Source organism: Mucilaginibacter rubeus, assembly GCF_014643835.1.
Lineage (GTDB): Bacteria > Bacteroidota > Bacteroidia > Sphingobacteriales > Sphingobacteriaceae > Mucilaginibacter > Mucilaginibacter rubeus.
The window spans coordinates 33158-58826 of sequence record NZ_BMKD01000013.1 but is presented as its reverse complement, the minus strand read 5'-3'; the positions used below and the strand labels follow the sequence as shown (position 1 = coordinate 58826).

The following is a 25669-nucleotide window of genomic DNA, read 5'->3' as shown; positions in this document are numbered from 1 at the left end:
GCCAAACCGGGATAATAATTATAAAAAAAGCAAAGAAAGCGCTTTAAAGCTTCCTGCATTATAAATACAGCACATTTTTAACGCATAAATTGATTAATTATCAATACTTAAACAGCACGGTTGAAATATTGGTAATTATTTTAACTTTGTTTTATAGGTTAAAGCAAAATAATTAGTTAAATACAATAAGCCCCTGATTGTATTATGGTACTATCAATAAACGAACACGAGAAAACAGAAGTAAAAAAGGCGCCGGTATGCCCAAGGTGTAAATCAGAGCTTGATAACCGTGTGCCCAGAGGCTTTTTTGTGAAAAAAGTTTTGTTTTTTCTCCCGCTAAAGAGGTACATGTGCTACAAATGCCAGCGCAAGAGATACATATTACGATAATTAATTTCATAAAAAGAAATTAACACTTACTTAAAAGTACTTTTCCTTTTTTTCTTCTTCGCCAATAATATAGATATTGTATTTTGGCTGCCTGTTATTTTAAGTTTGTGGAAGAAAACGAAGCCAAGTCAAAGAAAAGATATTATTGTTCAAAATGCGGAGCCCCTTACCATTTCCAGATGCGAAGGAGTTGGTTTTTGAAAAACATCCTGTTTTTTATACCGGTCAGGAAATATTTTTGCGCAAAGTGCAAAAAGCCGGCTCACGTTTTCATCAAATAATTTTCCATTAATCAATTTTCTTTGGTGTTTTGATACCCTGTTACTTCAGAAAATGCAGGTAATCTGCGTTTATAACCTTCTTGTACTGTCATTTTAAAGCCCCGACCTTATTTGTATACAACAATATACCCGTTGTATATCATTATAAGTACAGAATTACAGAGCATTCCCTTATAAAGCCTCATAAAATCCAAATTTGAACTAAGATAGTTACGCCTAATACTTGGTATAAAAATTGCATAGTGTTTCTCGATATTGTATAAAGCCATATCGCCATTGACTTTTTTTGCTGATACATCTTTTTAACAACTTACCTATGCGACGGATTTTAGCGGTGGACGACGACAAAGATATTTTAGAAATCATAAAATATATACTGGAAGATTCAGGCTATGAGGTTGATACCTTAACTGAAGGCAGAAACTTGTTTGACCGGATAAAGCAACACGAGCCTGATTTAATTTTGCTTGACATTATGCTCGGCAATTTAGATGGCCGTGAACTTTGCAAAACCCTTAAAAATCAGCAGGAAACTAAAAACATACCTGTAATATTAATTTCGGCAAGCCATAATCCGGGTATGCTAAGCCAAGCCGGTTCGCCCGATGATTTTATAGCCAAACCTTTTGACATTGATGTTTTGCTGGATAGTATAAACAGGCAGTTAAGAAGTGCCGCCTGATATACAGGATATATTCCCGAAAAAAACGGAGCAGGCAAATACTCGCCTACCCCGTCAAATCAAAACAAAACTAAACATTTATAGTAAATGCATTTTCCCGTTTAGCGCGGTTACGCAGCTTAAAGAAAATGACAAGGTTTAGGAAATGCATACCGCCCAATATTAAAATTATCCAGCCCACTTTATAACTCAGTACCTCAACCACTACCTGCATACTGGCAATATTGCCATACTCCTTTAAGGCCAGGCTCATATAGCCTATATTTACCAGGTAAAAGCCTACTACAAGCAGCTTGTTCACAGAATCTGCCAGTTCACTGTTGCCGTGAAAAATATCCACTAAAAATATACGCCCGTTTTTAAACAGCACTTTGGCCACCCATACTGTTAATGCTACACTTGCCAATAGGTAAATAACATAGGTTAAAATAAAGTAGTTCATGATGTTAAAGATTTAGTTATTATTAATTATTTAGAATTTTCAGTAAAAATTGAAATTTATTTATAAAAAAATTTATTTAAACACTTTCAGTATCGAACCAAAAAACCAGTTCTCTTCGGCCTTGAGCATGGTATCGAGTGTTTTGTTCACGTTGTTAGCCAGCTTGTTTATATCGGTAACCGTGGTTTTAAATGTTTTATAAGCCGGATCTTTTGCATCGCCATCCACTCCGGCCAGTTGATCAAGTATTTTAATGATAGGTGTAAGCTCGCGCTTTTTACGTTCTTCGGCAACGCGTCGGGCAATAGTCCACACATCTTTCTCTGCGTAAAAAAACTCCTTACGCTCACCTGTTTTATGCTGCTTTTCAACCAAGCCCCAGTCAATGAGGTCGCGCAGGGTCATATTGGCATTACCGCGTGATATGCTTAATTCGGCCATCACTTCTTCGGTAGTTAAAGCCTCCGGCGAGATCATCAGCAAAGCATGTACCTGGGCCATGGTGCGGTTAATCCCCCACTCCGACCCTAGCTTACCCCAGGCCTCAATGAACTTTAACTTTGCCTCTGCCAATTCCATGCACAAATATAAACAAGTTTTTAAACTTTCAAAAAAAAATGAAAATTTAGGTTAAAGGTTAAAGGTTAAAGGTTAAAGGTTAAAGGGCAATGCACTTTCACTTGCTTTGTTTAAAAAGGTAAAATAAATATCCACCAGTTTTATTAACCTGTTTACTGAAAACACCTTGCCTCTTGCCACGCTCAATTGGAATTTTTATACTGTAAATTTTACACGGGTTAACCGGTAGGCTCCTGGTCAGCATCGCCAGGCCGGTGTTATCAGTTAATAATTACCGAATGTTGATTGTATAATTTAGATTGCTGATATTGCCTGAGTGGAAAATGTTAAAATTGTCACCATAAATACATGGAAATGTGATGGTGAGTATCGGGTGCGCATGGGCATACTTGCCAAACAACTTAAACAATTAAAACCTCATGTTATAGCTTGCCAGGAATGTTTTTACAGCGAAGAAGCAAATGCCGATACCCTGAAATTTTTGGCTGCCGAATTAAATATGAACTACTGTTTTTTACCCGGCCGATCGAAAAAACGCCTGTTTGAAGGCAGGGTGGTCAACAGTACATCGGGCCTGGGTATATTATCAGTTTACCCGGTTACCGAAACCGGGACTTTTGATTTACCCGTAGTAGCCGAAGATAACGACCGTAAAGCTTTCCGGGCAAACGTAAACCTGCCATCGGGAAAAATAGTTACTGTTACCACTACCCATCTTACACACCTGGGCCAGCATAAAGGCCTAAGAAAAGCCCAGGCCGAAGCCCTCGCGGGTTTTGTTACTGAGGAAAGCCCAAAGCCATACCACATTATTTGCGGCGACTTTAATGCTACACCCGATTCGGAAGCAGTTATGGCTTTCCGGGAATTATCTAAAGCCGCTGATTGTTATACCGAAGGTAATGGTGCAGAACCGAGATACAGCCTTACGGACGCCTATTACAAAGCCAACAAACAGGTATGTGTTGACCAGATCTTTACTTTGCCCTTCCCTGGTACGGATAATTATCCGCGGTTTATTGATTCGGCAGTGGTATTAAACGTGCCTGATGAAGAAACCGGCTTGTACCCGAGCGATCATTTCGGCATCACCACAACACTTGTAATAAATTGACTATACACAACCTGCCGTCAATCGGTAATTTTGCCATTCAAAATATAGCGGTTCAAACAATCCGCCCTTTTCATCCATAAAAAACCACCATGGGCAAGCTATTTTATGTTATCGGCGCATCCGGAGCAGGCAAAGACACCTTGATGAATTACGCCCGCAAGCAAATTAACGGATCGGAAAATGTGGTATTTGCGCACCGGTATATCACCCGGCCCCCATTTTCTGGCAATGAGAACCACGTTAGCTTAACCAATGAGGAATTTGCATTGAGGAGCAAAGCCGGGATGTTTGCTTTAAGCTGGGGCAGCCACGATAAATACTATGGCATAGGCCAGGAAATAAACAACTGGCTTAATAAAGGCTTTAATGTGGTGGTTAACGGATCGTGCGAGTACCTGCCTGTTGCGCAGCGGCTCTACCCCGATCTGATAGTGATATTAGTAACGGCGAGCCCCGAAGCTATTGCAAGTCGCCTGGTTGGGCGCGGCCGGGAAAACACTGAAGAAATAGCCAATCGTATAGCCCGCACTGCCGAACTCAATACCAATCTCGAAAACTGCATCGAAATACAAAATGACGGTGCTATTGAACTTGCCGGGAACGAACTGGTAAACCTGATCTCGGTAACAGAAAAACAACTGGCTTAAACCTGCTTTCAATATGTGATGAAAACTATTGATGGTTCAATACGCCCGAAAGATTACTGCGTTGATAATTGAGTAGATATTTTGGTTTTTTTTAAACGCAACCCATAAAATAACGAAATATACTGAAAAAGGGGTATTTCAAGGTGATAATATTAACGCTATTTTTAAAAAATATTTAGAAAAGTATTTAAATATCGAACCTAAACCCTATCAATATAAATTAGCCATCTGCCCTGAACAGCAAATGGCTTTTTTGTTTATATACAAATCTCAAATAATTGTTGCCAGCTATCGCAAGGTAGCATAATTATAAAACTGCAACCTGCCATTCCCCTGGATGGTAATGGTTTTGGTTTCAGTTGCGCCCTGGGCATTTTTGAGGGTAATACGTACCTGGTTATCTCCTTTTTGCAAAGGGATCCGTGCATAAGAAATATAAGCCGGCAGACTTTGCCAGTTACGGGTATCTGCTTTTTCGGATAGTAAGCTGTAAAGCTGAATCCCGTAACCAAGTCCTTCCAATAACCCGTTGGTTTTGCCATCACTTTTGGCAGCTGCACGTATCGAATATTCGGCTATCTTCTTCACCGCAAGGCGCGACAGGATCCCGCTCATCTCTTTTAATGCACGCTGCTGCAAAGTTTTAAATGCCAGCTCATTAATATCTTCAGCTTTTATCAATGACGCATCCTGGTTATTAACCGAGATACTTGCACTTGAATAATATGGCGTTTGCGCAACATATTTAGGAAATGCGACCCGTAGGCTTTCAACCGACTTGGTGTTTACCCTGTTCCTGTCACCGTCGTAATTAAAGGGAATTACCAGGCCTCCGGCAGCATCGGTAAAAAACAAGTCGCCGTTGCTGTTACGGATCAGGCTAAAAAACAGGTCGACCTGTGTTTTTACCGGGGCAAGGCCGTTCTCCCAAAAAAATATCAGTTCACCGCCTTCCGATGGTTTTACAGGTTCATATTTAATGCCAAAGGTTGTTTCAAACTGGTCAGCTTCAGTTGTAAAGCCGTTCAGCTTTGCCGTGCGGATCACATCTTCTTCTAGTTCAACGGGCATTGGGGTACCGTAATAAGTTTTATCAGGACTTTTAAGATAGATCTCCGCCGCGTTCCTATATGATATAAATGCATTGTTTACATCGTTGTTACTTTCATACAACATCCCCTGCAACGTCAGCGAAAATGCGTCGTTTGAGTAACGGCTGTCTTTATTATTATACTTATCGCCCTGTTCCTGAGCCTGTAGAGTAATGCGGCGGGCTTCAACAATAGCATCCTCTGTTTTATTCAGGTACAAATAATTGAGCGCCTTATAATAATGGATCATGAACTTTTCAAAATCCTCCCCTTTATACCTTTGCGATGCTGAATTAAGCAAAACGCCAACAGCGGCGTCAGATGCGCTGGTCAAACCTTCATCAAGCAACTGATCTGCCTGGTTAAAGTAGTTGTTACTATTTTCGTACTCGCCTTTTAAATGGCAGATCCTCCCCTTCTCCATCAGGTACAGGAGCTTATTTCGGGGCTTTTGAATCAGGCTGTTATTATCAAGCTCCTTCTCGGCCTGTGGATAGTTACCGGCCGATACATTTTTGTAATAAGGAGCAACACTTTGATTATAGGTTGAACACGCCGATAAAAAAAGCATCAGCCCGATAAAAGAAAATACCCGGAGAATATGCGTACGTAAGTTGATCATTATTAAATGCAAACTGCCCCAAACACAGGCGTACCATGTTCAGGGCAATGATGTTTACCAGCTTTAGTTTTTAACGTATTTGGCAATTTTCTTTTCGCCTATCCAAACCACTTCATTTGTCTGAATGTTGGTAAGCTCCAGATTTACCTGGTAGTAAACAACTTTTTGGCGTTTGTGCGAATCAACTATTGAATTGATTGAGCCCTGCAGTATATAATCGGCACCGTTTTCCAGGCCAAATTTTTTCATGCTTGATACCGTAGCGTTTGTTTGCTGATCGGCCTTTTCGGCACGTAACTCATCACGTTTTTTACCGCCCTGCACCAAACGTACTTTTTGCGATTGGATGAATGAGCTCTCAATATCGGTTAAGAATGTTTCGGCATCAATATGTTCGTGGCTTTTGTTTTGGACAAAGCCAACTATAACTACCGGGCGTTTACCCTGGTGCTCGTTAAGGTGAGTATCTATCCAGTTAGCACCTAAAATTTTGCCGGTAAGCTCATCGGCTGCCATTCGTGCATCACTGTTATTCCAGTTGCCGCTAACATCAATAGTTTGGTCGGTGCTAACGCGTGTAACCTGCCTTGAACATGAGGCTATAAAAATCCCTGAAACTGCTATTGCAGCAACTGTTAAAATCCTGTTAAATTTCATTTGTAGTATATTATAAATTATGATGTGTTAGATTGAATGCTGCTTAATTTTTACCAGCCAAAACCGATACCGATGCTTGTACGGCCGCCCCAGCGACCACCATAATAGCCGCCCCAGCGGTTGCCCCATCCATAGTTTAAAAATGGCGAATAAGAGTAGCCGCCATATAAGCCCCATGACGGTGAATAATCATAATATCCGTTCATGCGTTCCTCATGCCGCCACGCGCGGTTTTGACGGCGGCGTTCCAGTTTGGCTTCATACCAATCGTAAGCTTTGTAAGTATTTTGTATGGTTACCCCGTGCAGGCTGTTCAGGGTATCGGCAACCCTGATATATTTTGCCTGGCTTTCCATGTAGCGTGGATTTTGATCGGCAACCAGCGATGCAGTTTCCTGGGCCTTTACGGTGCCGCTAAACAAACCGCCTAAAAGCATCAAGCCTATCATAAAGATATTCCTTTTCATTGCGCTTAATTTTATAAGTAAAGTTACGTAAAATGCAGTCTAAATATTACACCGGCGCCGGGCATAAACCGTTAAATTATGTTAATCGGGAGCATTTTTACTTAATTATGAATTGCAGTAGCATTATACAGTTTTTTTCACCATGAAAATGGTCGGTACAACTGTCACTATCGGTCATGGTGGCGCGTCATAATGATATATTTAATACATTTATATAAAGCTAAAAACTGAACGCACAAAGCCAAAAACTTAACATTCTGTTTATTAACATTATATAATTATTTTATGTAAATTAATTATTAGACGCTCTATCATATCATGAAAAAATCAACCTATACCCTGTTTATTATTGGCTTTGCCGCAATACTGTCTGCCTCCGTTGCCAAAGCGCAAACCAAGGCCTTTAAACCCAAAGACCAGCAGTTATTTAACACCATCGCACACATGGACAGTGTAATGTTCAACGCCTTTAACAGCCGTAATTTAGAAGTGATGAAAACGCTGTTTGCGCCCGATGTTGAATTTTATAACGATGGTAAGGGCTTAACCGGTTATGAAGGCACCATGGCCGGCTTTAAAGGAATTTTTGAAAACAAACAAGCCGCCGACCTGCGCCGCGACCTGCTTAAAGAAACGCTTGAGGTTTACCCCATGCCCGGCTTTGGCGCTATTGAAATGGGTACGCATCGTTTCACACATACCGAAAACGGCCAACCGGTAATCGGTCTGATGAAATTTGTACACATTTGGCAGTATAAGGACGGGCAATGGAAAGTGACGAGGGTGGTAAGTGTAGGACATTAATTATGCTAACAGATCTGTTAAATGTTTTCAATCCCTATTTAAGCGCGGGGCTTTCGCAATATAACCCGCCGGTTCAGGCATTCGTGCTTGAGCCGGCAATCGCCCCATTTTTAATTAATATCTAATCACCAAGCCTCAAATTTCTTCAATACGAACTCACATTGCTATAGTCAACATTTGTAATCCCGCTATAATCAGGCACAAACGTATTTTCGCTGCTGATGGCCATATCAAACTCAAACGATGCCGGATAAGGTGTGTTTAACAAACTGCCTTTGGGGATGTAAGGGAACAGCTCACCATAAGTCAGGATCTGGCTGTGGTTAACACGGCGGTAAATATACATGCGGTGCAGGTCGCACGGTTTGCTTAAACCGGCGGCACCTATCATTTGAATGGCGCTGCCCACGGTTTGCCGGTGGAAATTAGCCACACGTACTTTTTTATCATCCACTACGAGGCCTTTCATCAGGCTTTTATCCTGTGTAGCCACACCGGTTGGACAGGTGTTCGTGTTGCATTCCAGCGCCTGGATGCAGCCAAGGGCGAACATCATGCCACGGGCACTGTTGCACATATCGGCGCCGAGGGCAAAATTTTTGACCAGGTCAAAACCCGTGGCTACTTTTCCTGATGCTATAAGCTTGATATGTTTTTTAAGATCGAACCCGGTCAGCGCATCATAAACAAAAGCCAAAGCCTCGCGCAGCGGCATCCCTACCGAGTTACTGAACTCAAGCGGGGCAGCGCCGGTGCCGCCTTCTCCCCCATCAACAGTAATAAAATCAGGAGTAATGCCTGTTTTGACCATGGCCTTGCAAATAGCTAAAAACTCGCTTTTATGACCAACACACAATTTAAACCCGATTGGCTTGCCGCCTGAAAGATCCCGAAGCTTTTGAATAAATACCATCAGCTCCAATGGATTGGTGAATGCGGTATGGTATGGCGGTGAAACCACATCCTCCCCCATCTCTACCAGCCTGATCCGCGCAATTTCAGGAGTGACCTTGGCAGCAGGCAATATCCCCCCATGACCAGGCTTTGCCCCTTGCGACAGCTTAATCTCGATCATTTTCACTTGTGGCAGCACCGCGCGTTCGGCAAAGGCATCGTAGTTCATAGTACCATCCTTATGGCGGCAACTGAAATAGCCGGTGCCTATTTGCCAAATGATATCGCCGCCTGGTTGTAAGTGGTAATCACTCAATCCACCTTCGCCGGTGTTATGGGCAAAGTTATCCAGTTTTGCACCGCCGTTAAGGGCCAGGATAGCGTTCATACTCAACGAACCAAAACTCATAGCCGAAATATTGAATACGCTGGCCATATAAGGCTGCGTACAGGCAGCCCCGCCAACCTTTACACGGGGATCCATATTTAATTGATGGTGATCAATAGCGGCGATGCTGTGGTTAAGCCATTCGTAGCCGTTATCATATACATCAAGCTCGGTACCAAAGGGACGGGTGTCATCAACCTTTTTGGCTCGCTGGTAAATTACACTCCTGTTTTGACGGTTAAAGGGTGTACCGTTGGTATCGCTTTCAATAAAGTACTGGTATATTTTAGGCCTAAGTTCTTCCATCAAATACCTCAGATGACCGAACACCGGGTAATTGCGCACAATACTGTGTTTGGGCTGTATCATATCATAAAAGCCAATAAGATATACCGGCCCCATGAACAGGAACGACCATACAGCCGGTGGCCAGATGACGGTCCACAAGGCAAGCATACTGAATATGATAAAGAACGAAACAACGAAGAGCTTTCTCATGGATAGTTAATTTTATATGAAGCGGCTATTAAGTTTGATAAAAATAGATTTATAATTTAAACAATAGGGCAAATTTGTGGTTAAGAAACTTACTCAATGTCGTTTTAAAGTCACAAAGTAAAGATAGATGTTTAAACATCTATCTTTGTGCTTATCTTTGTATCAACAAAAAAGAAATAAAAATCATGGCAACAGAAACAGCAACAAAATGGGTTATTGACCCTATGCACTCAGAAGTACAATTTAAAGTTAAACACCTGGTTATTTCAACCGTGAGTGGTTTTTTCAAAAGTTTTAACGGTGAGTTATTAACTGATAATGATGATTTTGAAAATGCTGAAATTGATTTCTCTTTAGATATCAACAGCATTGATACCAATCAGACACAACGCGACGAGCACTTAAAATCAGCCGAATTTTTCGACGCTGAAAAATATCCTCAGATCACTTTCAAATCAACTTCATTCACCAAAACTGATGATGAAGAATATGAATTGAAAGGCAACCTGACCATTAAAGATCAAACCAAACCGGTAACCCTCGACGTAGAATTTGGTGGCTCGGCTGCTGACTTTTATGGCAACACCAAAGCTGGTTTCGAGATCAGCGGCAAAATTAACCGTAAAGATTTCGGTTTAACCTGGGATGGTGTAACCGAAGCCGGTTCAATTGTAGTTGGCGAAGACATCAAATTGTTGATCAACATCCAGTTTACTAAACAAGCTTAATTGTTTTAATACTGTTGCTGTGTTTTAACTTTTAAAATGCCGCTGTTGTTAATGGATCCAAACAACACGGCATTATTGAAACAGCAAAACAGGTTAAAATTTAAATAGCAAAGCCATTCTGATTTAATCGGGATGGCTTTGTTTGTTTTAGGAAGATTTTTATTTTATAATTGGTTAGTTTTAGGGTGAAACCAAAACCCATGAGATACCTTCTGATTCCGTTTATTCTTTCACTAATGCTGGGGTGTAGCCAGCGAGCCCCTAAAAGTCAAACAATTCAAAATGCGGGTCAACATCCCAAAAAAAACAGCATATTGGCTGGTGGCGCAGACACAATAAACATCAGTACTGTTAAAACGGATACGTTTAAATATTCAAAAGCTGATTTAAGAAAGATCTTAAAGCATAACCCTGAACTCAACGATAGTACGCCTGTTCATCCGGATATTACATATGGCAAACGAGGGATATGGGGAGATTCAACCATCGATAAATCTGACCCGGTTGATATTTTTAACAGTGAAATTGGACAAGACGAGTATTACCTGTTATATGCCTACTTTTTAAAGAAGAAAAATAGAGGGGAGAAATATCAAACAGAACGGGAAACGTTAACTAAAATTTATCGTGATATAAATTCCATTTTTGATGCCTTAGCCCAAGGCGGCACGTATTTCGGACATCAATATAACAGAATTTTAGGCGAAGCCGAATACAGTATTTATCAGGGAAAAGATAACTACTATTACGATAAATCATACGATATAACTAAACAAAAAATGCTATATATTAATGCATTAAAACAGCAAATAACAGATGAATTAAACAATGGCGATTTTCTCGAAAGCGAAAAATCAGATAAAAAAAAGAGCTATTTGAAACCGTAAAAGAACTGGATGGTTTAATAACTGATTACTTCTATCTTAAAAGTGCCCGGACATTCCAGTACTCAAATTATTAATATAGTTCATACCAACCTTACTAAGTTCTCAGTATCATAAGATAAATCACTGCAAACACGTGATTTAAAGCCAGTTTTACAGCCATTTTTAAACTAAGTAGCGTTATATTTGTTCTTATACTTATGCTAATTAAAATATATCCCGAAAACCCTAATCCAAAGGCTATTGAGCAGGTGGTTGAGGTGTTAAAAAAAGGCGGCCTCATCATATACCCTACCGATACCATTTATGGTTTGGGTTGTGACATTACCAACCACCGCGCTATTGAGGCCATTTGTAAGATCAGGAACATTAAACCCGAAAAAGCAAACTTCTCATTTATTTGCTATGATCTGAGCCATATTTCTGATTACATCAAACCGATTGACAATACTACTTTTCGCGTGCTCAAGAAAGCGTTGCCGGGGCCATTTACATTCATATTCAATGCCAGTCATATGGTGCCCAAAATGCTCAGCTCCAACAAAAAAACGGTTGGTATCAGGGTACCGGATAATAATATAGCGCGTGAAATTGTGCGTGTGTTAGGGAACCCTATCCTATCAACCTCAATAAGGGATGACGATGATATTATAGAATACTCTACCGATCCGGAACTAATCCACGAGAAATATGAAGACCTTGTTGATATTGTAATTGATGGCGGCTACGGCGATAACATCCCATCAACGATAGTTGATTGCACTACCGGCGACTTTGATATTGTGCGTGAAGGTAAAGGTGATTTGGAGTTGTATTTGTAGAAAAGCCTTAAATATTACAGGGCATTGCACTACTATGTGAACACATCTGTAACTAAAAGAAAATGTCATTTCGATTGAGCAGCTGGGCATCGGCGCTGGGGCGAAAGAGAAATCTTATATGCCCTGTAGAGTCATACACACGTTTTAGAACAAGGCGTATAAGATTTCTCCTACCCCCTTCACACATTTTCCAGAACCGGTTCGTCGAAATGACATTCGGTTTTATTCATTAATATTCATCGACCGGTGTATATTTTTCACGGCCTTATTCCCTTCACAAACCCATCAATCTTATCCATATAACCTTCCTCGCCTAAAAGCTTCACAAATTTGCTGCCTATAATTGCCCCATTGGCATAATTACATGCTTTGGCAAAGCTGCGGCTATCAGTAATCCCAAAACCAATAATTGTCGGATTCTTTAGCTTCATCGCAGTAATGCGTTTGTAATATTCTTCTACACTATCACTCAGTTTCAGGTTATAGCCGGTTATTGTCGATGACGACAGCAGGTAAATAAAGCTGTTGCTCAGTTCATCAATTTTGCGGATGCGCTCTTCGGATGTTTGCGGGGTTACCAGGAATATGTTGCTCAGGCCGTTATCGATAAAATATGACGAGTACATTTTTTCATATTCATAGATCGGCAGATCGGGTACAATAATACCATCAACACCTACCTCGGCAGCCTTTTTACAAAACCGTTCAACACCATATTGTGCAATGGGATTAAAATAGCCCATAAGCAAAATAGGGATACTTACCCTGCTGCGCAGTTCGGCAAGCTCTTCAAACAAAACTTTAAGGCTCATGCCGTTTTCCAATGCGACCTCTGAGCTATGCTGAATAGTCGGGCCATCAGCTACGGGATCAGAATAAGGGAAACCAATCTCCAGGAAATCGGCACCTGATTTTTCAAGGGCTTCGGCAATATCAATTGTAGTGTTCAGCGCTGGATAACCGGCGGTAAAGTATATAGATAACAGGTTATTGTTTTTTGATGCAAAAAGTTTGTTTAAACGGTTCATTGTATTTTATTTGTCTATGGACGATAGACCATAGTCCATGGTTTTGTTTTTTACTGTTGATTTTTTTCACGGATCAGCTATGGTCTATGGACCATCAACTATGAACCAATTAATAGCCGAAATAATTAATGTATGTATCCAGGTCCTTATCTCCCCTGCCCGAAATACAGATCACCACATTATCGTTGGCTTCAAACTTCATTTTTTCTAACTGCGCCAAAGCGTGGGCTGTTTCAATAGCTGGGATAATCCCTTCAAGCTGGCAGCAAAGTAAGCCTGCCTGCAAAGCCTCCTCATCGGTAATACTTACATATTGCCCGCGGCCGGTTTTAAACAAATGTGCGTGCTGCGGCCCTATACCCGGATAATCCAGTCCCGCCGAAATTGAATAAGGCTCAACCACCTGTCCGTCTTCGGTTTGCATTAATATGGTACGGCTGCCGTGCAGCACTCCCTCATCACCCAAAGCTGTTGTAGCGGCAGATTCACCACTATTTACGCCTTTACCTGCCGCTTCAACAGCAACCAGTTTCACAGCCTCATCATCTATAAAATGATAAAACATCCCCATAGCGTTGCTGCCCCCGCCTACACAAGCCATCACATATTGCGGTAACTCCTTGCCGGTTTGCTCAAGCAACTGGGCCTTTGTTTCCTGCGATATGATAGATTGAAAACGGGCTACAATATCCGGATAAGGATACGGGCCAACTACAGAGCCGATGATATAATGTGTATCAACCGGGTTGCCTATCCAATCGCGCAGGGCCTCGTTGGTAGCGTCTTTAAGTGTTTTACTGCCAGATGTGGCGGGTACAACCTTAGCGCCAAGCATTTTCATACGGGCAACGTTCGGCGCCTGCCTTACCATGTCAATTTCGCCCATGTAAACAACACATTCAATATTCATGAGTGCGCATACGGTAGCGGTAGCCACGCCATGCTGACCCGCGCCGGTTTCGGCAATGATACGCTTTTTACCCAGGCGTTTTGCTAACAGGATCTGCCCAATGGCATTGTTAATTTTATGCGAGCCGGTATGGTTCAGGTCTTCGCGTTTAAAGAAGATGTTAGCGCCATATTTTTCCGAATATCTTTTGGCATGATATAACGGAGAAGGCCGGCCGACGTAGTTTTTAAGCAGATCATCAAACTCGGCTTTAAAATCATCGTCATTTATGATATTGAGGTATTGCTCCCTTAATTCCTCTACGTTAGGGTACAACATTTCGGGGATATATGCTCCCCCAAAATCGCCATAATAACCTTGTTCGTTAACTCCGTATTTCATCTGTTGTGTTTTATTTTTGATGATTTTAAATGCCTCTTTTAATTTTTCGATATTCTTCAAGCCGGGCTCATTTTCAAACCTGCTGTTAAGGTCAACCCCATAAAATTGGGAATGTGTGATGTTTTTAACCTCTTTTATATTTTCAAGCCCCACCCCTCCTGATAAAAAGAAGGGAATGTCCAGTTTATATTGATCAAGAATAGCCCAGTCAAAAGTTTTGCCTGAGCCTCCATATTCTTTTGTTTTGGTATCGAACAGGAAAAGATCGACATTGTTGGCATAATCTTTTAACTGTTCAAAATCAAAATCTTCGTTAATACCAAAAGCTTTGATCACGGTTACCCTACCTTTAAAAGCAGCGCAAAATTCCGGACTTTCATCACCATGCAACTGAACCGCGTTAAAGCCATATTCAGTGACCAGGCGATCAATATTTTCAGAGCTTTCATTTACGAAAACACCCGTTTTTTGGATAGAGGCGGGTATAGTTTGCAACGCATCTGTCGCCAGGTTTGCCATATAGCGTGGCGATTTGCCATATAAAATAAAGCCTATATAGTCGGGCTGTAAAGCAGCAACCGCATTAATATTTTCAGGATGTTTTAAACCGCAAACCTTTATTTTCATGGTTTAGTTTTGTAATAAAGTATTAAAACTCCTCAGCGCTTTTTTGCTTAACAATGCTTCTTCGGCTTCATAAAAACAATCACCAAAAGTTTTTTCAGGGCCGATGGTTTTAATGGCCAGCGCGGCGTTAGCCAGTACCACGTTATTTTGGGCTGGGGTACCTTCGCCTTTAAGCACCGAACTAAATATGGCTGCCGAAGCTGTCACAGTATCGCCGCCGATGATTTCTTTAGGATCAAGCTTTTCAAATCCAAGGTCTTCGACACTGTTGATCTTTTCACCATCTGCCGAAAAGGTCTTAAAATCGCAGGTTAATGAGATTTCGTCATAGCCTTCCAGGGCGTTTATGATAGTATATTTTGTAGTTGATTTTTGGTAAAGGTAAGCGTATACCCGGGCAAGCTCCAGGTTAAACACCCCTACCAATTGATTATCGGGCTTCGCCGGGTTAACCAGAGGCCCCAGCATGTTGAAGAAGGTTTTAACACCCAGTTCCCTGCGGATAGGCGCAACGGTTTTCATAGCCGGGTGAAACAAAGGCGCGTGCAGAAAACAGATATTAGCTTCCTCGGCACTCCGTTTCAGCTTGTCAATATCATTGGTAAACTGGTAACCCAGGTACTCCATCACATTTGATGAACCGCAGCCCGATGATACCCCATAGTTACCATGCTTGGCCACCTTATACCCCGCACCCGCAACAACAAATGAAGCAAGCGTTGAAATGTTAAAAGTATCCTTACCATCGCCTCCGGTACCGCAAAGGTCAATGAGGCCATCGGTTTCCAGGTTAACGGGCAGACAAAGTTCCAGCATGGCATCGCGAAAGCCTTCCAGTTCTTCAACGGTAATGCTTCGCATACAATAGGCTGTCATGAAAGCTGCCATTTGCGCGTTGTTGTACTTACCCTGCGCAATATTGATCAAAATGCCTTTTGATTGTTCCCTGCTAAAGGTTTTGTGTTCAAAAAGATGATTTAATATCTGTTTCATATGCCCCCCAACCCCCTAAAGGGGTAGTTTATTGTTAAAGTTTTTACCCCCTTTTGCCGTTACTCCCCCTTTAGGGGGCCGGAGGGCGAAGCATAAAAAAAGGGTTGCCGTATGGCAACCCTTTTTGAATATATCTTTTAAACAAACATGGAATTGCCTTACGATTACTCGTTAAGCCACCACCAATTGTTGTTTAATTTTGTCATTGTTACTTGTTGGCACAAATATGTAAATAGTTTTTATAAAAACAAACAGAACAGTACATTTATTGAATTATTGATTTACTGAATTATTGATTTAGCTACTAAATTAGTAGAAGATCAGAGTAAACTGTAAACATTTTCTAAAAATCGATAATTCAATAACTCATAATTCAGTAATTAGCTCCATGGCTATACATAAAGAGAAAATTAATCCCGAAGATGATCTTGGTTTTGGTACCCAGCCGGTTATTAAAAGCCAGCCGGTTATAAATAAGGATGGTACTATCAATGTAAAACGTACCGGCCTTCCGTTTTTTACTACATCAAACAACTACCACTCGCTCATTACCATGAGCTGGCGCAAGTTTTGGTTCATTGTTTTTAGCTGCTATTTTATAGTAAACATTATTTTCGCGTTTATTTATTTTTCCTTAGGTCCTGATGTGCTTGACGGCAAAAGCGGCAATACCGATTTCGACCGCTTTATGGACGCCTTCTTTTTTTCGGCACAAACCATATCAACCGTAGGCTATGGGCATATCAGTCCCAGGGGCATGATTCCCAATACCATCGCCGCGCTCGAATCAATGATGGGCCTGCTGGCTTTTGCTTTGGCAACCGGTTTACTTTACGGTCGTTTTTCGCGCCCCTCGGCCAAGATCATGTATAGCCGCAATGTGCTTATCGCGCCCTATCGCGACGGTGGTAAAGGTTTGATGTTTCGCCTGGCCAACGAACGCAGAAATATCCTCATCGACCTGGAAATGGAAGTAGTTTTCAGCTATAACGACGAGGAAAACGGCAAAACCGTACGTAAATTTTTCCAGCTCGAACTGGAACGAACCCGCGTTAGTATCTTAACCCTGAACTGGACAGTAGTTCACCCGCTTGATGAAAACAGCCCAATTAAAGATATCACACCCGAGGAGCTTGAACGCAGGCAAGCCGGCCTTTCGGTAATCCTGAAAACTTTCGACGATACCTTTTCGCAAACCGTCCATTCGCGCACCTCTTATCAGTATGATGATTTTGTATGGGACGCTAAATTTAAACCAGCCTTTGAGCGCGACGAAACAGGCCGCGTTGTATTGGATTTGAGCAGGATAAGCGCATATGATATCATTCATTAGGTCATTGCGTCATTAAGTCATTTTTTTTTGCAGCGTAAGTGCAATGACTCAATGACCCGATGAAAGAATGACTAACGAAGAAGCGGGTCCCGTTCTTTGGTAAAATGCTTATAAACCATTTTATCTAAAAATGCCGGTATAAATTTACTCAGGGCTACAGTAAGTTTGCCCTGGCCGGTGAGGGTTAATGTGCGGACCCGGTTTTCAATGCCATCAACAATATGTTTGGCTACCTCATCGCTGCTCATCATTTTTTGTTCTTCAAGGGTGCTCTCGCCTTGCTGTTTACCTTCGCTGTTCAAAGCGGTGTTGCGTATGTTTGATGCCGTAAAGCCAGGGCAGGCTGTTAATACATGTACCCCTGTTTTAAGGTTTTCGATCCTTAATGAATCTAAAAAGCCGTTCATGGCAAATTTTGATGCCGAGTAACCTGAACGACCGGGCAAACCTTTATACCCCGCTATAGATGATACACCTACTATACTGCCTTTGGTTTTAGTAATTTCGGGCAGTGCATATTTGATGCAGTTAACCATTCCCCAAAAATTAACGTCCATCACCTGTTTCAGCACATCCACTTTTACATCCTTAAACAGGGCGCGCATAGTGATGCCTGCGTTGTTGATCAATACGTCAATTTTACCAAAAGTAATAAGGGTTTGTTTAATAAGCTGAGCGCAATCATCTTCATTGGTTACATCACACTGTATAGCTAATGCTTTGATTTTATACTCCCGCTCCAACTGTTCGGTAAGCTGGCAAAGGGTAACATATTGCCTTGCCGCCAGTACCACATTGGCGCCGCGTTTAGCACATTCATAAGCAAGTGATTTCCCGATGCCCGACGAAGCACCAGTGATGATTACAATCTTATCATTTAACTTCATACGAAGGAGGAATTAGCTGGGGGATGCCTTCCACCTTAAGTTCGGGCACCTTAAATAAATATTTGGACGCGAAGATAATCATCGCCCCATAATATTCTTTAATGTGTGCCCAGCTAAATTTAACCTTGTTTTGTATGTTAAAATTGATGATATATGTTTTGGGGAAATAGTAGTTCTTAAACCCGGCAAGCCTGATCCGATATGAATAATCGATATCATAACCATAGGTATGAAAACGCTCATCCATTATTCCTACCTGGTTAAGCGCCTCTTTCCGCAGCAGCATAAACGCACCGTTGATGATATCCGATTCGGAGGTTTGAAACTCTTCAACCCAGTCTTTACTTTGCGGGCTGGTAAGCCTTGATTTTGAAAAGTGTTTTGCCAGGCCGGTTAGCTTGAAAAAGGTTTCCCAGGGCTTGTTGAACCCGCGTTTTGATTCTTTTAAAAATTTACCTTCAGGAGTTATCATACGTACCCCCAAACCACCGGCGTCGGTATGCAGATCCATAAACTCAAGAGCCTTTTCTATGGTCTTCTTGCCTGTAATAGTATCCGCATTGACCAGTAAAACATACTCGCCTGTAGCCAGTTTAAGTGCATGGTTATATGCCCGGGCCATACCCTCGTTTTTATCGTTGGCTATTATCTTTACATCCGGAAATTCAGTATTTAACATGGCTATCGACTTATCAGCCGAAGCATTGTCGACCACAAAAACCTCGTGACTAACGTCCTGGGCAGCCCTGACCGCTGCATTCAGGGCAATTCTGAGCAGGTTGCAGGTATTATGGCTTACAACAACTATAGATAGTTTCATGCTATTTAGATAGTGAATTTTCGTACGGAACGCGGGTAGCTATGGAACGGCCCAAAGTTATCTCATCTACGTACTCTAATTCACCACCAAAAGCTATGCCACGAGCTATAGTTGTGATGGTAATATTGAAATTTTTTAATTTTTTATGAAGATAGAACAAGGTTGTGTCACCTTCCATAGTGGCGCTGAGGGCAAAAACCACTTCTTTAACCTCGTTATCGGTGGTTGGCTTAAGACGCTCAACCAGGGTATCCACCTGCAGATCCGACGGCCCAACGCCATCCATTGGCGATATTAAGCCACCAAGCACATGGTAAACGCCATTAAACTGATTAGTATTTTCAATGGCCATCACATCGCGCGTATCCTCTACTACGCAAATCAGGCTATGGTCGCGGCGGTGCGATGAGCAGATCTCGCAAACCGGCTGATCAGAGATATTATGACAAACCCGACAAAACTGTATTTCGTTGCGGAGCCTGGTAACCGCCGTACTAAAACGCTCAACATCCTGCTTATCCTGGTTAAGTAAATGCAGTACCAAACGCAAGGCGGTTTTTTGACCCACTCCCGGTAATTTGGCAAATTCGGCTACAGCATTTTCCAGCAATTTGGACGAAAAATTCATTGTGCGAAGGTAGGGAATTTAAGTCGGAAGTCCGAAAGTCGGGAAAGTCCGGAAGTTGGATGTTTGTATATTTAGAAAATTTAAAGCAGAGAAGTTATGATTGGCAAATCTTACAATGTATTTGTATTTTGCAAAAAATCCTCCGGACTTTCGGACTTACCCGGCTTCCGGACTAAATAAAAAATCTTTCGGACTTCCGGACTTGCCGACTCTCGGACTTACCCCGACTTTCGGACTTACCGATTTCCGGACTAAAACAACACCTATGTCGCCAGGAGTATTATTGTCATTCATCATCGGTTATTTTTTGGTATTGCTAATCATCTCGTGGCTTACATCAAAAAAATCTTCGGATAACGACACCTTCTTTGTAGCCAACCGAAATTCTAAATGGTATTTAGTTGCCTTCGGGATGATTGGTACGGCGTTGAGCGGGGTTACTTTTATCTCCGTTCCCGGTAAGGTTGGCACCGATGATTTTGCCTATTTCCAGTTTGTGCTGGGCAACGCCGCGGGCTTTTTCATCATAGCCACTGTATTACTTCCCTTATATTACCGGCTTAAACTCACATCCATTTACAGCTACATTGAAGGCGCTTTAGGCGTTTGGAGCTATAAAACAGCTGCTGCTATATTCCTGGTAAGCCGGGTTATCGGCTCAGCATTCAGGTTATACCTGGTGGTTATCGTACTGCAGAAGTTTATTTTCGACAGCTACCATATTCCCTTTGCGGTTACGGTGCTTATTTGTTTGCTGCTCATTTGGTCGTACACCTTTAAGGGAGGATTGAAAACCATTATCATTACCGACAGCTTGCAAACATTTTTCCTGGTAACATCTGTTTTCCTGTCGATATATTTTATTTGCCAGAGCCTGCATATGAACATTTTTGAAGCTGCCGAAACCATCAAAAACAGCAGCTATTCCAAAATATTCTTCTTTAACGATTTTATGAGCAGCAAGCTGCATTTAGGCAAACAGTTTTTAGGCGCCATGTTTATCACTATCGGCATGACCGGGCTCGACCAGGACCTGATGCAAAAAAACCTCAGCCTTAAAAATATCAAAGAAGCGCAAAAAAACATGTTCAGCTTTGTTGGTGTTTTCGTAATTATTAACATATTTTTCCTGAGCGTAGGCGCTTTGCTTTACATGTACGCCGCTAAAAACGGTATCAACGTTACCAAAACCGATTACCTGTATCCTACTATCGCCCTGCAATATTTAGGGTTGGTACCGGCCATGATATTTATGCTTGGCTTAACGGCCGCCACCTTTGCCACTACCGATTCGGCACTTACAGCGCTCACCACCTCTTTTTGTGTAGACTTTTTAGGTTTTAACAAGCGCAAGGATGTGAACAGCAAAAAAATGGTGGCCGTGCGCCATTGGGTACACATTGCCTTTTCGGGGCTAATGTTTTTAACCATCATCATATTTAACGCTATTAATAATGATGCTGTAGTTAGCGCCATATTCACCGTGGCATCGTATACCTATGGGCCGCTGCTTGGCCTTTATTCATTTGGCCTGTTTGTAGGCAACAGGCAGGTAATGGATAAACTGGTGCCCTTCATTTGCATACTCTCTCCTGCTATATGTTATTTTTTAAATGCCGAATCAAAATCAATTTTAGGCGGATATGTTTTTGGTAACGAACTCATCATTGTAAACGGATTAATTACATTTATTGGGCTGTGGGTTACTTCGAGTCCGAAAGTTGGGGAAGTCCGTAAGTCGGAAAGTTAAAAACTATTCGAGTCGGAAAGTCGGAAATGTCCGAAAGTCCGAAAGTTAAAAACTTAACAATTACCTATTCGAAATTCATTTTCTTTGTACTTTGCATTAATTAAAACAAAAACATCCGGACTTACAGACAGCGGACTTCCCGGACTTACGGACTAAAAAAGCTATGACAGGAGAAGATAAAATAAGACAAGCATTCGAGAACAAAAACTGGCAGGAAATTAAGGTTACCGACTCCTGGCAGATCTTTAAAATAATGGCCGAATTTGTTGACGGCTTTGAAAAACTGGCCAAAATTGGCCCATGCGTATCCATCTTCGGGTCGGCACGTACACATAACGATAACAAGTACTACAAACTGGCCGAAGAAACAGCACGCCTGCTTACCGAGCATGGTTATGGTGTAATATCAGGCGGCGGACCAGGCATTATGGAAGCGGCCAACAAAGGGGCTTATGAAAACGGCGGTAAATCGGTTGGCCTCAACATTGAACTGCCTTTTGAACAATTCCACAATAAATATATCGACAGGGATAAAATCATGGAGTTTGATTACTTCTTTATCCGTAAGGTTATGTTTATGAAATATTCGCAGGGTTTTATCATTTTGCCCGGCGGCTTTGGCACTATGGATGAATCGTTTGAAGCCATTACACTTATCCAAACCGGTAAAATTGCCCGTTTCCCAATCATTTTTGTTGGAGTTGAATACTGGAAAGGCCTGTTTAAATGGGTTGAAGAAAAAATGCTGAACGACCAGCACAATATCAATCCCGACGACCTGAACCTTTACCGCGTGGTTGATACCGCCGAAGAGGCTGTTGAGCACATCACCCGTTTCTATAACAAATACGTGCTTAAGCCAAACTTTTAACAGGCAATACAATAAAAAATGCCGCTCCAACAGGGCGGCATTTTTGTTTTGATATAGTTTTAGGTTTGCAATCAGCTATTTCATGTTTTGTTTTGGCGTAGCAGCAACCTCCGCGGCAACCGGCGCTTTTGCCATGTCAATCATTGTGCTCACTTCATCTACCAGCCCATCAGCCGAGCCATCAAACCCCACAACCTTAAAGCGGACATTGCCATTTTTATCGATGATGAACTTGGTTGGAATACCGGTTACTCCAAATTGTGAAACCACTTTTGATTGCCTGCCATCGCTGCCTTTTTCATCTACCAGCACGTTAAAAGTGTAATTATTATCGGCAATGAATTTTTTTACGCCATCAATATAATTATCGCCGTTTTCCCAGGTATCAATAAACAGGAATTTCACATCCTCATCATCCTTATATTTATTTACAGCCATTTGCATTCCCGGAAAAGATGCTTTACAAGGGCCGCACCAGGTAGCCCAAAAATCAACTATGACAATTTTGCCTTTTAAGTCAGCCAGCGAAACGGTTTTTCCCGCAAAATCTTTAAGGGCAAATTTGGCAGCAGGCTCGTTGATCATTTGTTTAGCCACCTCCTCTTTCTTTTTGTTTTTTGCAATAGCCGATAAACCGGCCAGGTATTGATCATAACCTGCTTCATTGCCTTTTAAGCCCACATAGGCTTTTTTTAACTCGGTTGTTAAAGCCGGGGAAACTTTAGCTGCCTTAAATGCGCCTTCAATCACGTCTTTTGATTCAGCATATTTGCCAAGGGCATTTAAAATGAGTACGTAATGCTCGTTGGTAATAGGGTCGTTATCCTTGTTGTCTGTATAAACCTCTTTTTGATATTTAAGGGCCTCATCATATTTTTTCTCTTTATATAAAATGAACGCGTAACTATCAGCATACATGTTGTATACATCCTTGTTTTGCTTTTGCATGCTCTTTACCGACATAAACGGCGAAGCCTCGGGATGCTTCATTTTTTCAGTAACGATGTCCAATGATTGTTTTGATAGCTTTTCAGCCTCATCAAGTCGCTCATCTTGTTGAGCCCAGCCATAAGCTATGTTGTTATAGCTGTTTGCAATGCTTGATTTGTTTTGAACTTGTGCTGCATAAGCATTAAAAGCAGCAGTATTACCATCAGTCAAAAAGCCGGTAGCCAGCTGCCCTCGTATATAATCTATTCGAGAACCTTTATCAGTAGCCATAGCCGGGAATTTGGCTATATATGCTTTATAAAGCGAATCTTTTTTGTGTACGTCCTTCTCGCGCATCATGGCAAACTCCGCCTCGTTTTTTACGGATTCGCCGTTAGGGTACTTAGCTTTGATGATCTCTCCCAATGAATCGGCAGAGTTTTTTTTGTTACGCCAGTTCAGTATGTTAGCGGCCAGGATCAGATCTTTTTCTACCGCGCTTTTTTCAAGCGCTTTAACTTTGGCTTCTAACAAGGCAGAAGTAGCCGGATCTTTTTTCTTGGCCAATATATAGTAGTAATTAAACTGATATGGTTTTTCGGCCTGCGGGTAGGCATCATATTCTTTTTTATATAAAGTCAGGCCTTCTTCGGAGTCTATCTTTATTTTGGCAAAATTACTGCCAACCCCACTGGCCAATATGTAAGCTTTTGCTTCATAAGCACCCTGAACAGGTTTTTTATCTTTATAAACTAAGTATATGTACCCTTTGTCGTTATTATTATCAATATCACCGTTACTAAAAATCTTTACAAAAAAAGCTTTCGCTGTGGCAGGAATAGTGAAATCGCCGGAAAGTAAAGAGCCATTAGGTTTTAGTTCGATGTCGGCTGCCGGGTTATCTTTCCCATCAATGTAATATACCTCTGCGCTGATATCCTTTTTACCGGCAACAGGCGTACCCTCCGGGTCATATGTAATTTTAACTTTTTCAGTTGCCGATGGATAACTATCAGATAATGTAAGATGGCTACTTTGTGCAAAAAAACTTTGCACAGCCAGCAGCGCCGGCAACAGTAGCATTGATTTGTGTGGTTTCATAGGTTTAACTAATTATATAGTTCAAGTTAAATACAAATTATTATAAATACAATTATTTTAACAATTATTAACGTTAATAATTTATTTTGCGCCATGGATAAGTCCGCCAAGAATAAACCCCAGGGAGCTTTAGGCTTTATATTTGTTACTTTACTGATTGATGTGGTAGGCTTAGGGATCATCATACCTGTACTGCCCAAACTGATTGAAAAATTGATCCACGCCGGGTTGAGCGAAGCTTCTTTGTATGCCGGCTTTTTAACGCTGGCCTATTCGGTAATGCAGTTCCTTTTTTCGCCAATGATAGGCAACCTGAGTGATAAGTATGGCCGCCGCCCGGTTTTGCTTTGTTCCTTACTGGGTTTTGGCATTGATTATTTGTTCCTTGCCTTTGCACCATCCATATGGTGGCTATTTTTAGGCCGGGCAATTGCAGGCATTACCGGCGCCAGCTTCACCACAGCATCGGCCTATATAGCTGATGTGAGTACTCCCGAAAGGCGCGCCCAAAACTTTGGTATGATTGGCGTTGCCTTTGGTCTCGGCTTTATCATTGGCCCGGCAATTGGCGGTGTGTTAGGTAAAATGGATGTTCAATATCCCTTTTTCGCTGCCGCAGGTTTAGCCTTTTTGAACGCCCTTTATGGTTTCTTCATCCTGCCCGAATCGCTGGATGAGGCCCATCGCCGCCCCTTCGATATCAAAAGGGCAAACCCGCTTGGCTCATTGCTGCAGCTTAAAAAATATCCGTCGGTTATTGGTTTGGCCCTATCGCTGTTCCTGGTATATTTTGCCGGGCAGGCCGTACAAAACGTTTGGACCTATTTTACTTTCGAAAAATTTAAATGGGGCGAGGATACGGTTGGTTATTCTCTTGCCTTTATAGGCCTGATGATAGCACTTGTACAGGGCGGCCTGATGCGCCTGATCCTGCCCAAACTGGGCATGGAACGTTGCATTTGGGTTGGCTTACTGCTATATAGCATCGGCCTTATCCTGTTTGCTATGGCAACCCAGGGTTGGATGATGTTTGCCTTTATGGTGCCTTATGCCCTTGGCGGTATTGCAGGCCCGGCGTTGCAGGGCATCATGACCAACCAGGTACCCGCCAATGAACAGGGTGAACTGCAGGGTGGCCTAACCAGCCTCATGAGCCTGAGCGCCATTTTTGGCCCCTGGGTAATGACCACTTTATTTTATTATTTCACCAATGATAAAAGGCCCTTCTTTTTTCCGGGAGCCCCCTTTATTTTAGGTGCAATACTGATGTTGATAAGTGCTTTGCTTGCTATCCGTAATTTCAAAAACGTGAAGAAAACCTCAGCAAAGGATATGGATGCCCTGGCAACCTTGCATTAAAAGCCAAAAGCAGAATGCACAAAGCTTAAAGCTTTGCTGTTGTTGGTATTATTGTCATACGT

General features: G+C 41.9%; 24 protein-coding genes. 11 read left to right on the top strand and 13 right to left on the bottom strand.

The annotated features are described in order from the left end of the window. Positions 1-987: 987 nt before the first annotated feature. Positions 988-1353 carry a response regulator gene (locus IEX80_RS26975; RefSeq protein WP_090533051.1) on the top strand — a complete coding sequence of 122 codons (366 nt, stop codon included), beginning with the start codon at positions 988-990 and terminating at the stop codon, positions 1351-1353. A 70-nt stretch (positions 1354-1423) separates the two neighbouring features. On the opposite strand, the gene IEX80_RS26970 is transcribed toward IEX80_RS26975, so the two are convergent. Both IEX80_RS26970 and IEX80_RS26965 read right to left on the bottom strand, forming a co-directional pair. Further along, positions 1424-1795: a hypothetical protein gene (locus tag IEX80_RS26970; protein WP_090533053.1), complete on the bottom strand. Its 372-nt coding sequence runs from the start codon at positions 1793-1795 to the stop codon at positions 1424-1426. 72 nt (positions 1796-1867) lie between these two features. Next, positions 1868-2374: a GbsR/MarR family transcriptional regulator gene (locus tag IEX80_RS26965; RefSeq protein ID WP_188834748.1), complete on the bottom strand. Its 507-nt coding sequence runs from the start codon at positions 2372-2374 to the stop codon at positions 1868-1870. A 316-nt stretch (positions 2375-2690) separates the two neighbouring features. Here IEX80_RS26965 and IEX80_RS26960 point away from each other — a divergent pair, with 316 nt between their 5' ends. Beyond that, on the top strand, positions 2691-3488 hold the full coding sequence (locus tag IEX80_RS26960; protein ID WP_188834747.1) for an endonuclease/exonuclease/phosphatase family protein: 798 nt from the start codon (positions 2691-2693) through the stop codon (positions 3486-3488). 89 nt (positions 3489-3577) lie between these two features. After that, positions 3578-4135 carry a phosphonate metabolism protein/1,5-bisphosphokinase (PRPP-forming) PhnN gene (gene phnN, locus IEX80_RS26955; RefSeq protein ID WP_188834746.1) on the top strand — a complete coding sequence of 186 codons (558 nt, stop codon included), beginning with the start codon at positions 3578-3580 and terminating at the stop codon, positions 4133-4135. A gap of 288 nt (positions 4136-4423) precedes the next feature. Here the strand turns inward: phnN and IEX80_RS26950 are convergent, their stop codons facing one another. From IEX80_RS26950 to IEX80_RS26940, 3 genes are all read right to left on the bottom strand, one after another. After that, positions 4424-5848, bottom strand: a complete 1425-nt coding sequence (locus tag IEX80_RS26950) for a COG3014 family protein (RefSeq protein WP_090533061.1) — start codon at positions 5846-5848, stop codon at positions 4424-4426. A gap of 63 nt (positions 5849-5911) precedes the next feature. After that, positions 5912-6505 carry a penicillin-binding protein activator LpoB gene (locus IEX80_RS26945; RefSeq protein WP_090533063.1) on the bottom strand — a complete coding sequence of 198 codons (594 nt, stop codon included), beginning with the start codon at positions 6503-6505 and terminating at the stop codon, positions 5912-5914. Positions 6506-6555: 50 nt separating this feature from the next. After that, entirely contained in the window at positions 6556-6972 is a 417-nt protein-coding gene (locus tag IEX80_RS26940; protein WP_090533065.1) for a hypothetical protein, read from the bottom strand. A gap of 318 nt (positions 6973-7290) precedes the next feature. Between IEX80_RS26940 and IEX80_RS26935 the strand changes: the two genes are divergently transcribed. Next, positions 7291-7776, top strand: a complete 486-nt coding sequence (locus IEX80_RS26935) for a nuclear transport factor 2 family protein (RefSeq protein ID WP_090533067.1) — start codon at positions 7291-7293, stop codon at positions 7774-7776. A gap of 145 nt (positions 7777-7921) precedes the next feature. On the opposite strand, the gene IEX80_RS26930 is transcribed toward IEX80_RS26935, so the two are convergent. Further along, positions 7922-9556, bottom strand: a complete 1635-nt coding sequence (locus tag IEX80_RS26930) for an FMN-binding glutamate synthase family protein (protein WP_188834745.1) — start codon at positions 9554-9556, stop codon at positions 7922-7924. Positions 9557-9741: 185 nt separating this feature from the next. On the opposite strand from IEX80_RS26930, the gene IEX80_RS26925 reads away from it, so the two are divergent. From IEX80_RS26925 to IEX80_RS26915, 3 genes are all read left to right on the top strand, one after another. Next, complete coding sequence (locus tag IEX80_RS26925) at positions 9742-10284, top strand: YceI family protein (protein ID WP_090533071.1); 543 nt, start codon at positions 9742-9744, stop codon at positions 10282-10284. A 185-nt stretch (positions 10285-10469) separates the two neighbouring features. Further along, positions 10470-11171: a hypothetical protein gene (locus tag IEX80_RS26920; protein ID WP_188834744.1), complete on the top strand. Its 702-nt coding sequence runs from the start codon at positions 10470-10472 to the stop codon at positions 11169-11171. 197 nt (positions 11172-11368) lie between these two features. Beyond that, complete coding sequence (locus tag IEX80_RS26915) at positions 11369-11989, top strand: L-threonylcarbamoyladenylate synthase (RefSeq protein WP_090533076.1); 621 nt, start codon at positions 11369-11371, stop codon at positions 11987-11989. Positions 11990-12246: 257 nt separating this feature from the next. On the opposite strand, the gene trpA is transcribed toward IEX80_RS26915, so the two are convergent. The 3 genes from trpA to trpD all read right to left on the bottom strand — a co-directional run bounded on the left by trpA (position 12247) and on the right by trpD (position 15928). Then, positions 12247-13017: a tryptophan synthase subunit alpha gene (trpA, locus tag IEX80_RS26910; RefSeq protein WP_188834743.1), complete on the bottom strand. Its 771-nt coding sequence runs from the start codon at positions 13015-13017 to the stop codon at positions 12247-12249. Positions 13018-13126: 109 nt separating this feature from the next. Beyond that, entirely contained in the window at positions 13127-14935 is a 1809-nt protein-coding gene (locus IEX80_RS26905) for a bifunctional phosphoribosylanthranilate isomerase/tryptophan synthase subunit beta (protein WP_188834742.1), read from the bottom strand. 3 nt (positions 14936-14938) lie between these two features. Beyond that, complete coding sequence (trpD, locus tag IEX80_RS26900; protein ID WP_090533082.1) at positions 14939-15928, bottom strand: anthranilate phosphoribosyltransferase; 990 nt, start codon at positions 15926-15928, stop codon at positions 14939-14941. A gap of 388 nt (positions 15929-16316) precedes the next feature. Between trpD and IEX80_RS26895 the strand changes: the two genes are divergently transcribed. Next, entirely contained in the window at positions 16317-17261 is a 945-nt protein-coding gene (locus tag IEX80_RS26895; protein ID WP_176628331.1) for an ion channel, read from the top strand. A gap of 71 nt (positions 17262-17332) precedes the next feature. Here IEX80_RS26895 and IEX80_RS26890 read toward each other — a convergent pair whose 3' ends face one another. The 3 genes from IEX80_RS26890 to recR are packed head-to-tail and all read right to left on the bottom strand — an operon-like array spanning position 17333 to position 19596. Beyond that, the gene (locus tag IEX80_RS26890) at positions 17333-18148 is read right to left on the bottom strand and encodes an SDR family oxidoreductase (RefSeq protein WP_091174440.1); all 816 of its coding nucleotides are present in this window, start codon (positions 18146-18148) and stop codon (positions 17333-17335) included. Further along, on the bottom strand, positions 18135-18968 hold the full coding sequence (locus IEX80_RS26885) for a glycosyltransferase family 2 protein (RefSeq protein WP_188834741.1): 834 nt from the start codon (positions 18966-18968) through the stop codon (positions 18135-18137). The genes IEX80_RS26890 and IEX80_RS26885 overlap by 14 nt, the downstream gene beginning before the upstream one ends. A gap of 1 nt (position 18969) precedes the next feature. Further along, positions 18970-19596 (bottom strand): recombination mediator RecR, encoded by a 627-nt coding sequence (gene recR, locus IEX80_RS26880; protein WP_188834740.1) that lies wholly within the window; start codon positions 19594-19596, stop codon positions 18970-18972. A gap of 265 nt (positions 19597-19861) precedes the next feature. Here recR and IEX80_RS26875 point away from each other — a divergent pair, with 265 nt between their 5' ends. Together IEX80_RS26875 and IEX80_RS26870 are read left to right on the top strand one after the other, a co-directional pair. Then, on the top strand, positions 19862-21346 hold the full coding sequence (locus IEX80_RS26875) for a sodium:solute symporter (RefSeq protein WP_176628329.1): 1485 nt from the start codon (positions 19862-19864) through the stop codon (positions 21344-21346). 163 nt (positions 21347-21509) lie between these two features. Then, complete coding sequence (locus IEX80_RS26870) at positions 21510-22217, top strand: LOG family protein (RefSeq protein WP_188834739.1); 708 nt, start codon at positions 21510-21512, stop codon at positions 22215-22217. Between the two features lie 75 nt (positions 22218-22292). Here the strand turns inward: IEX80_RS26870 and IEX80_RS26865 are convergent, their stop codons facing one another. Further along, complete coding sequence (locus tag IEX80_RS26865; protein ID WP_188834738.1) at positions 22293-24248, bottom strand: redoxin domain-containing protein; 1956 nt, start codon at positions 24246-24248, stop codon at positions 22293-22295. Between the two features lie 93 nt (positions 24249-24341). On the opposite strand from IEX80_RS26865, the gene IEX80_RS26860 reads away from it, so the two are divergent. After that, positions 24342-25607 carry a TCR/Tet family MFS transporter gene (locus tag IEX80_RS26860; protein ID WP_176628327.1) on the top strand — a complete coding sequence of 422 codons (1266 nt, stop codon included), beginning with the start codon at positions 24342-24344 and terminating at the stop codon, positions 25605-25607. Positions 25608-25669: the final 62 nt, after the last annotated feature.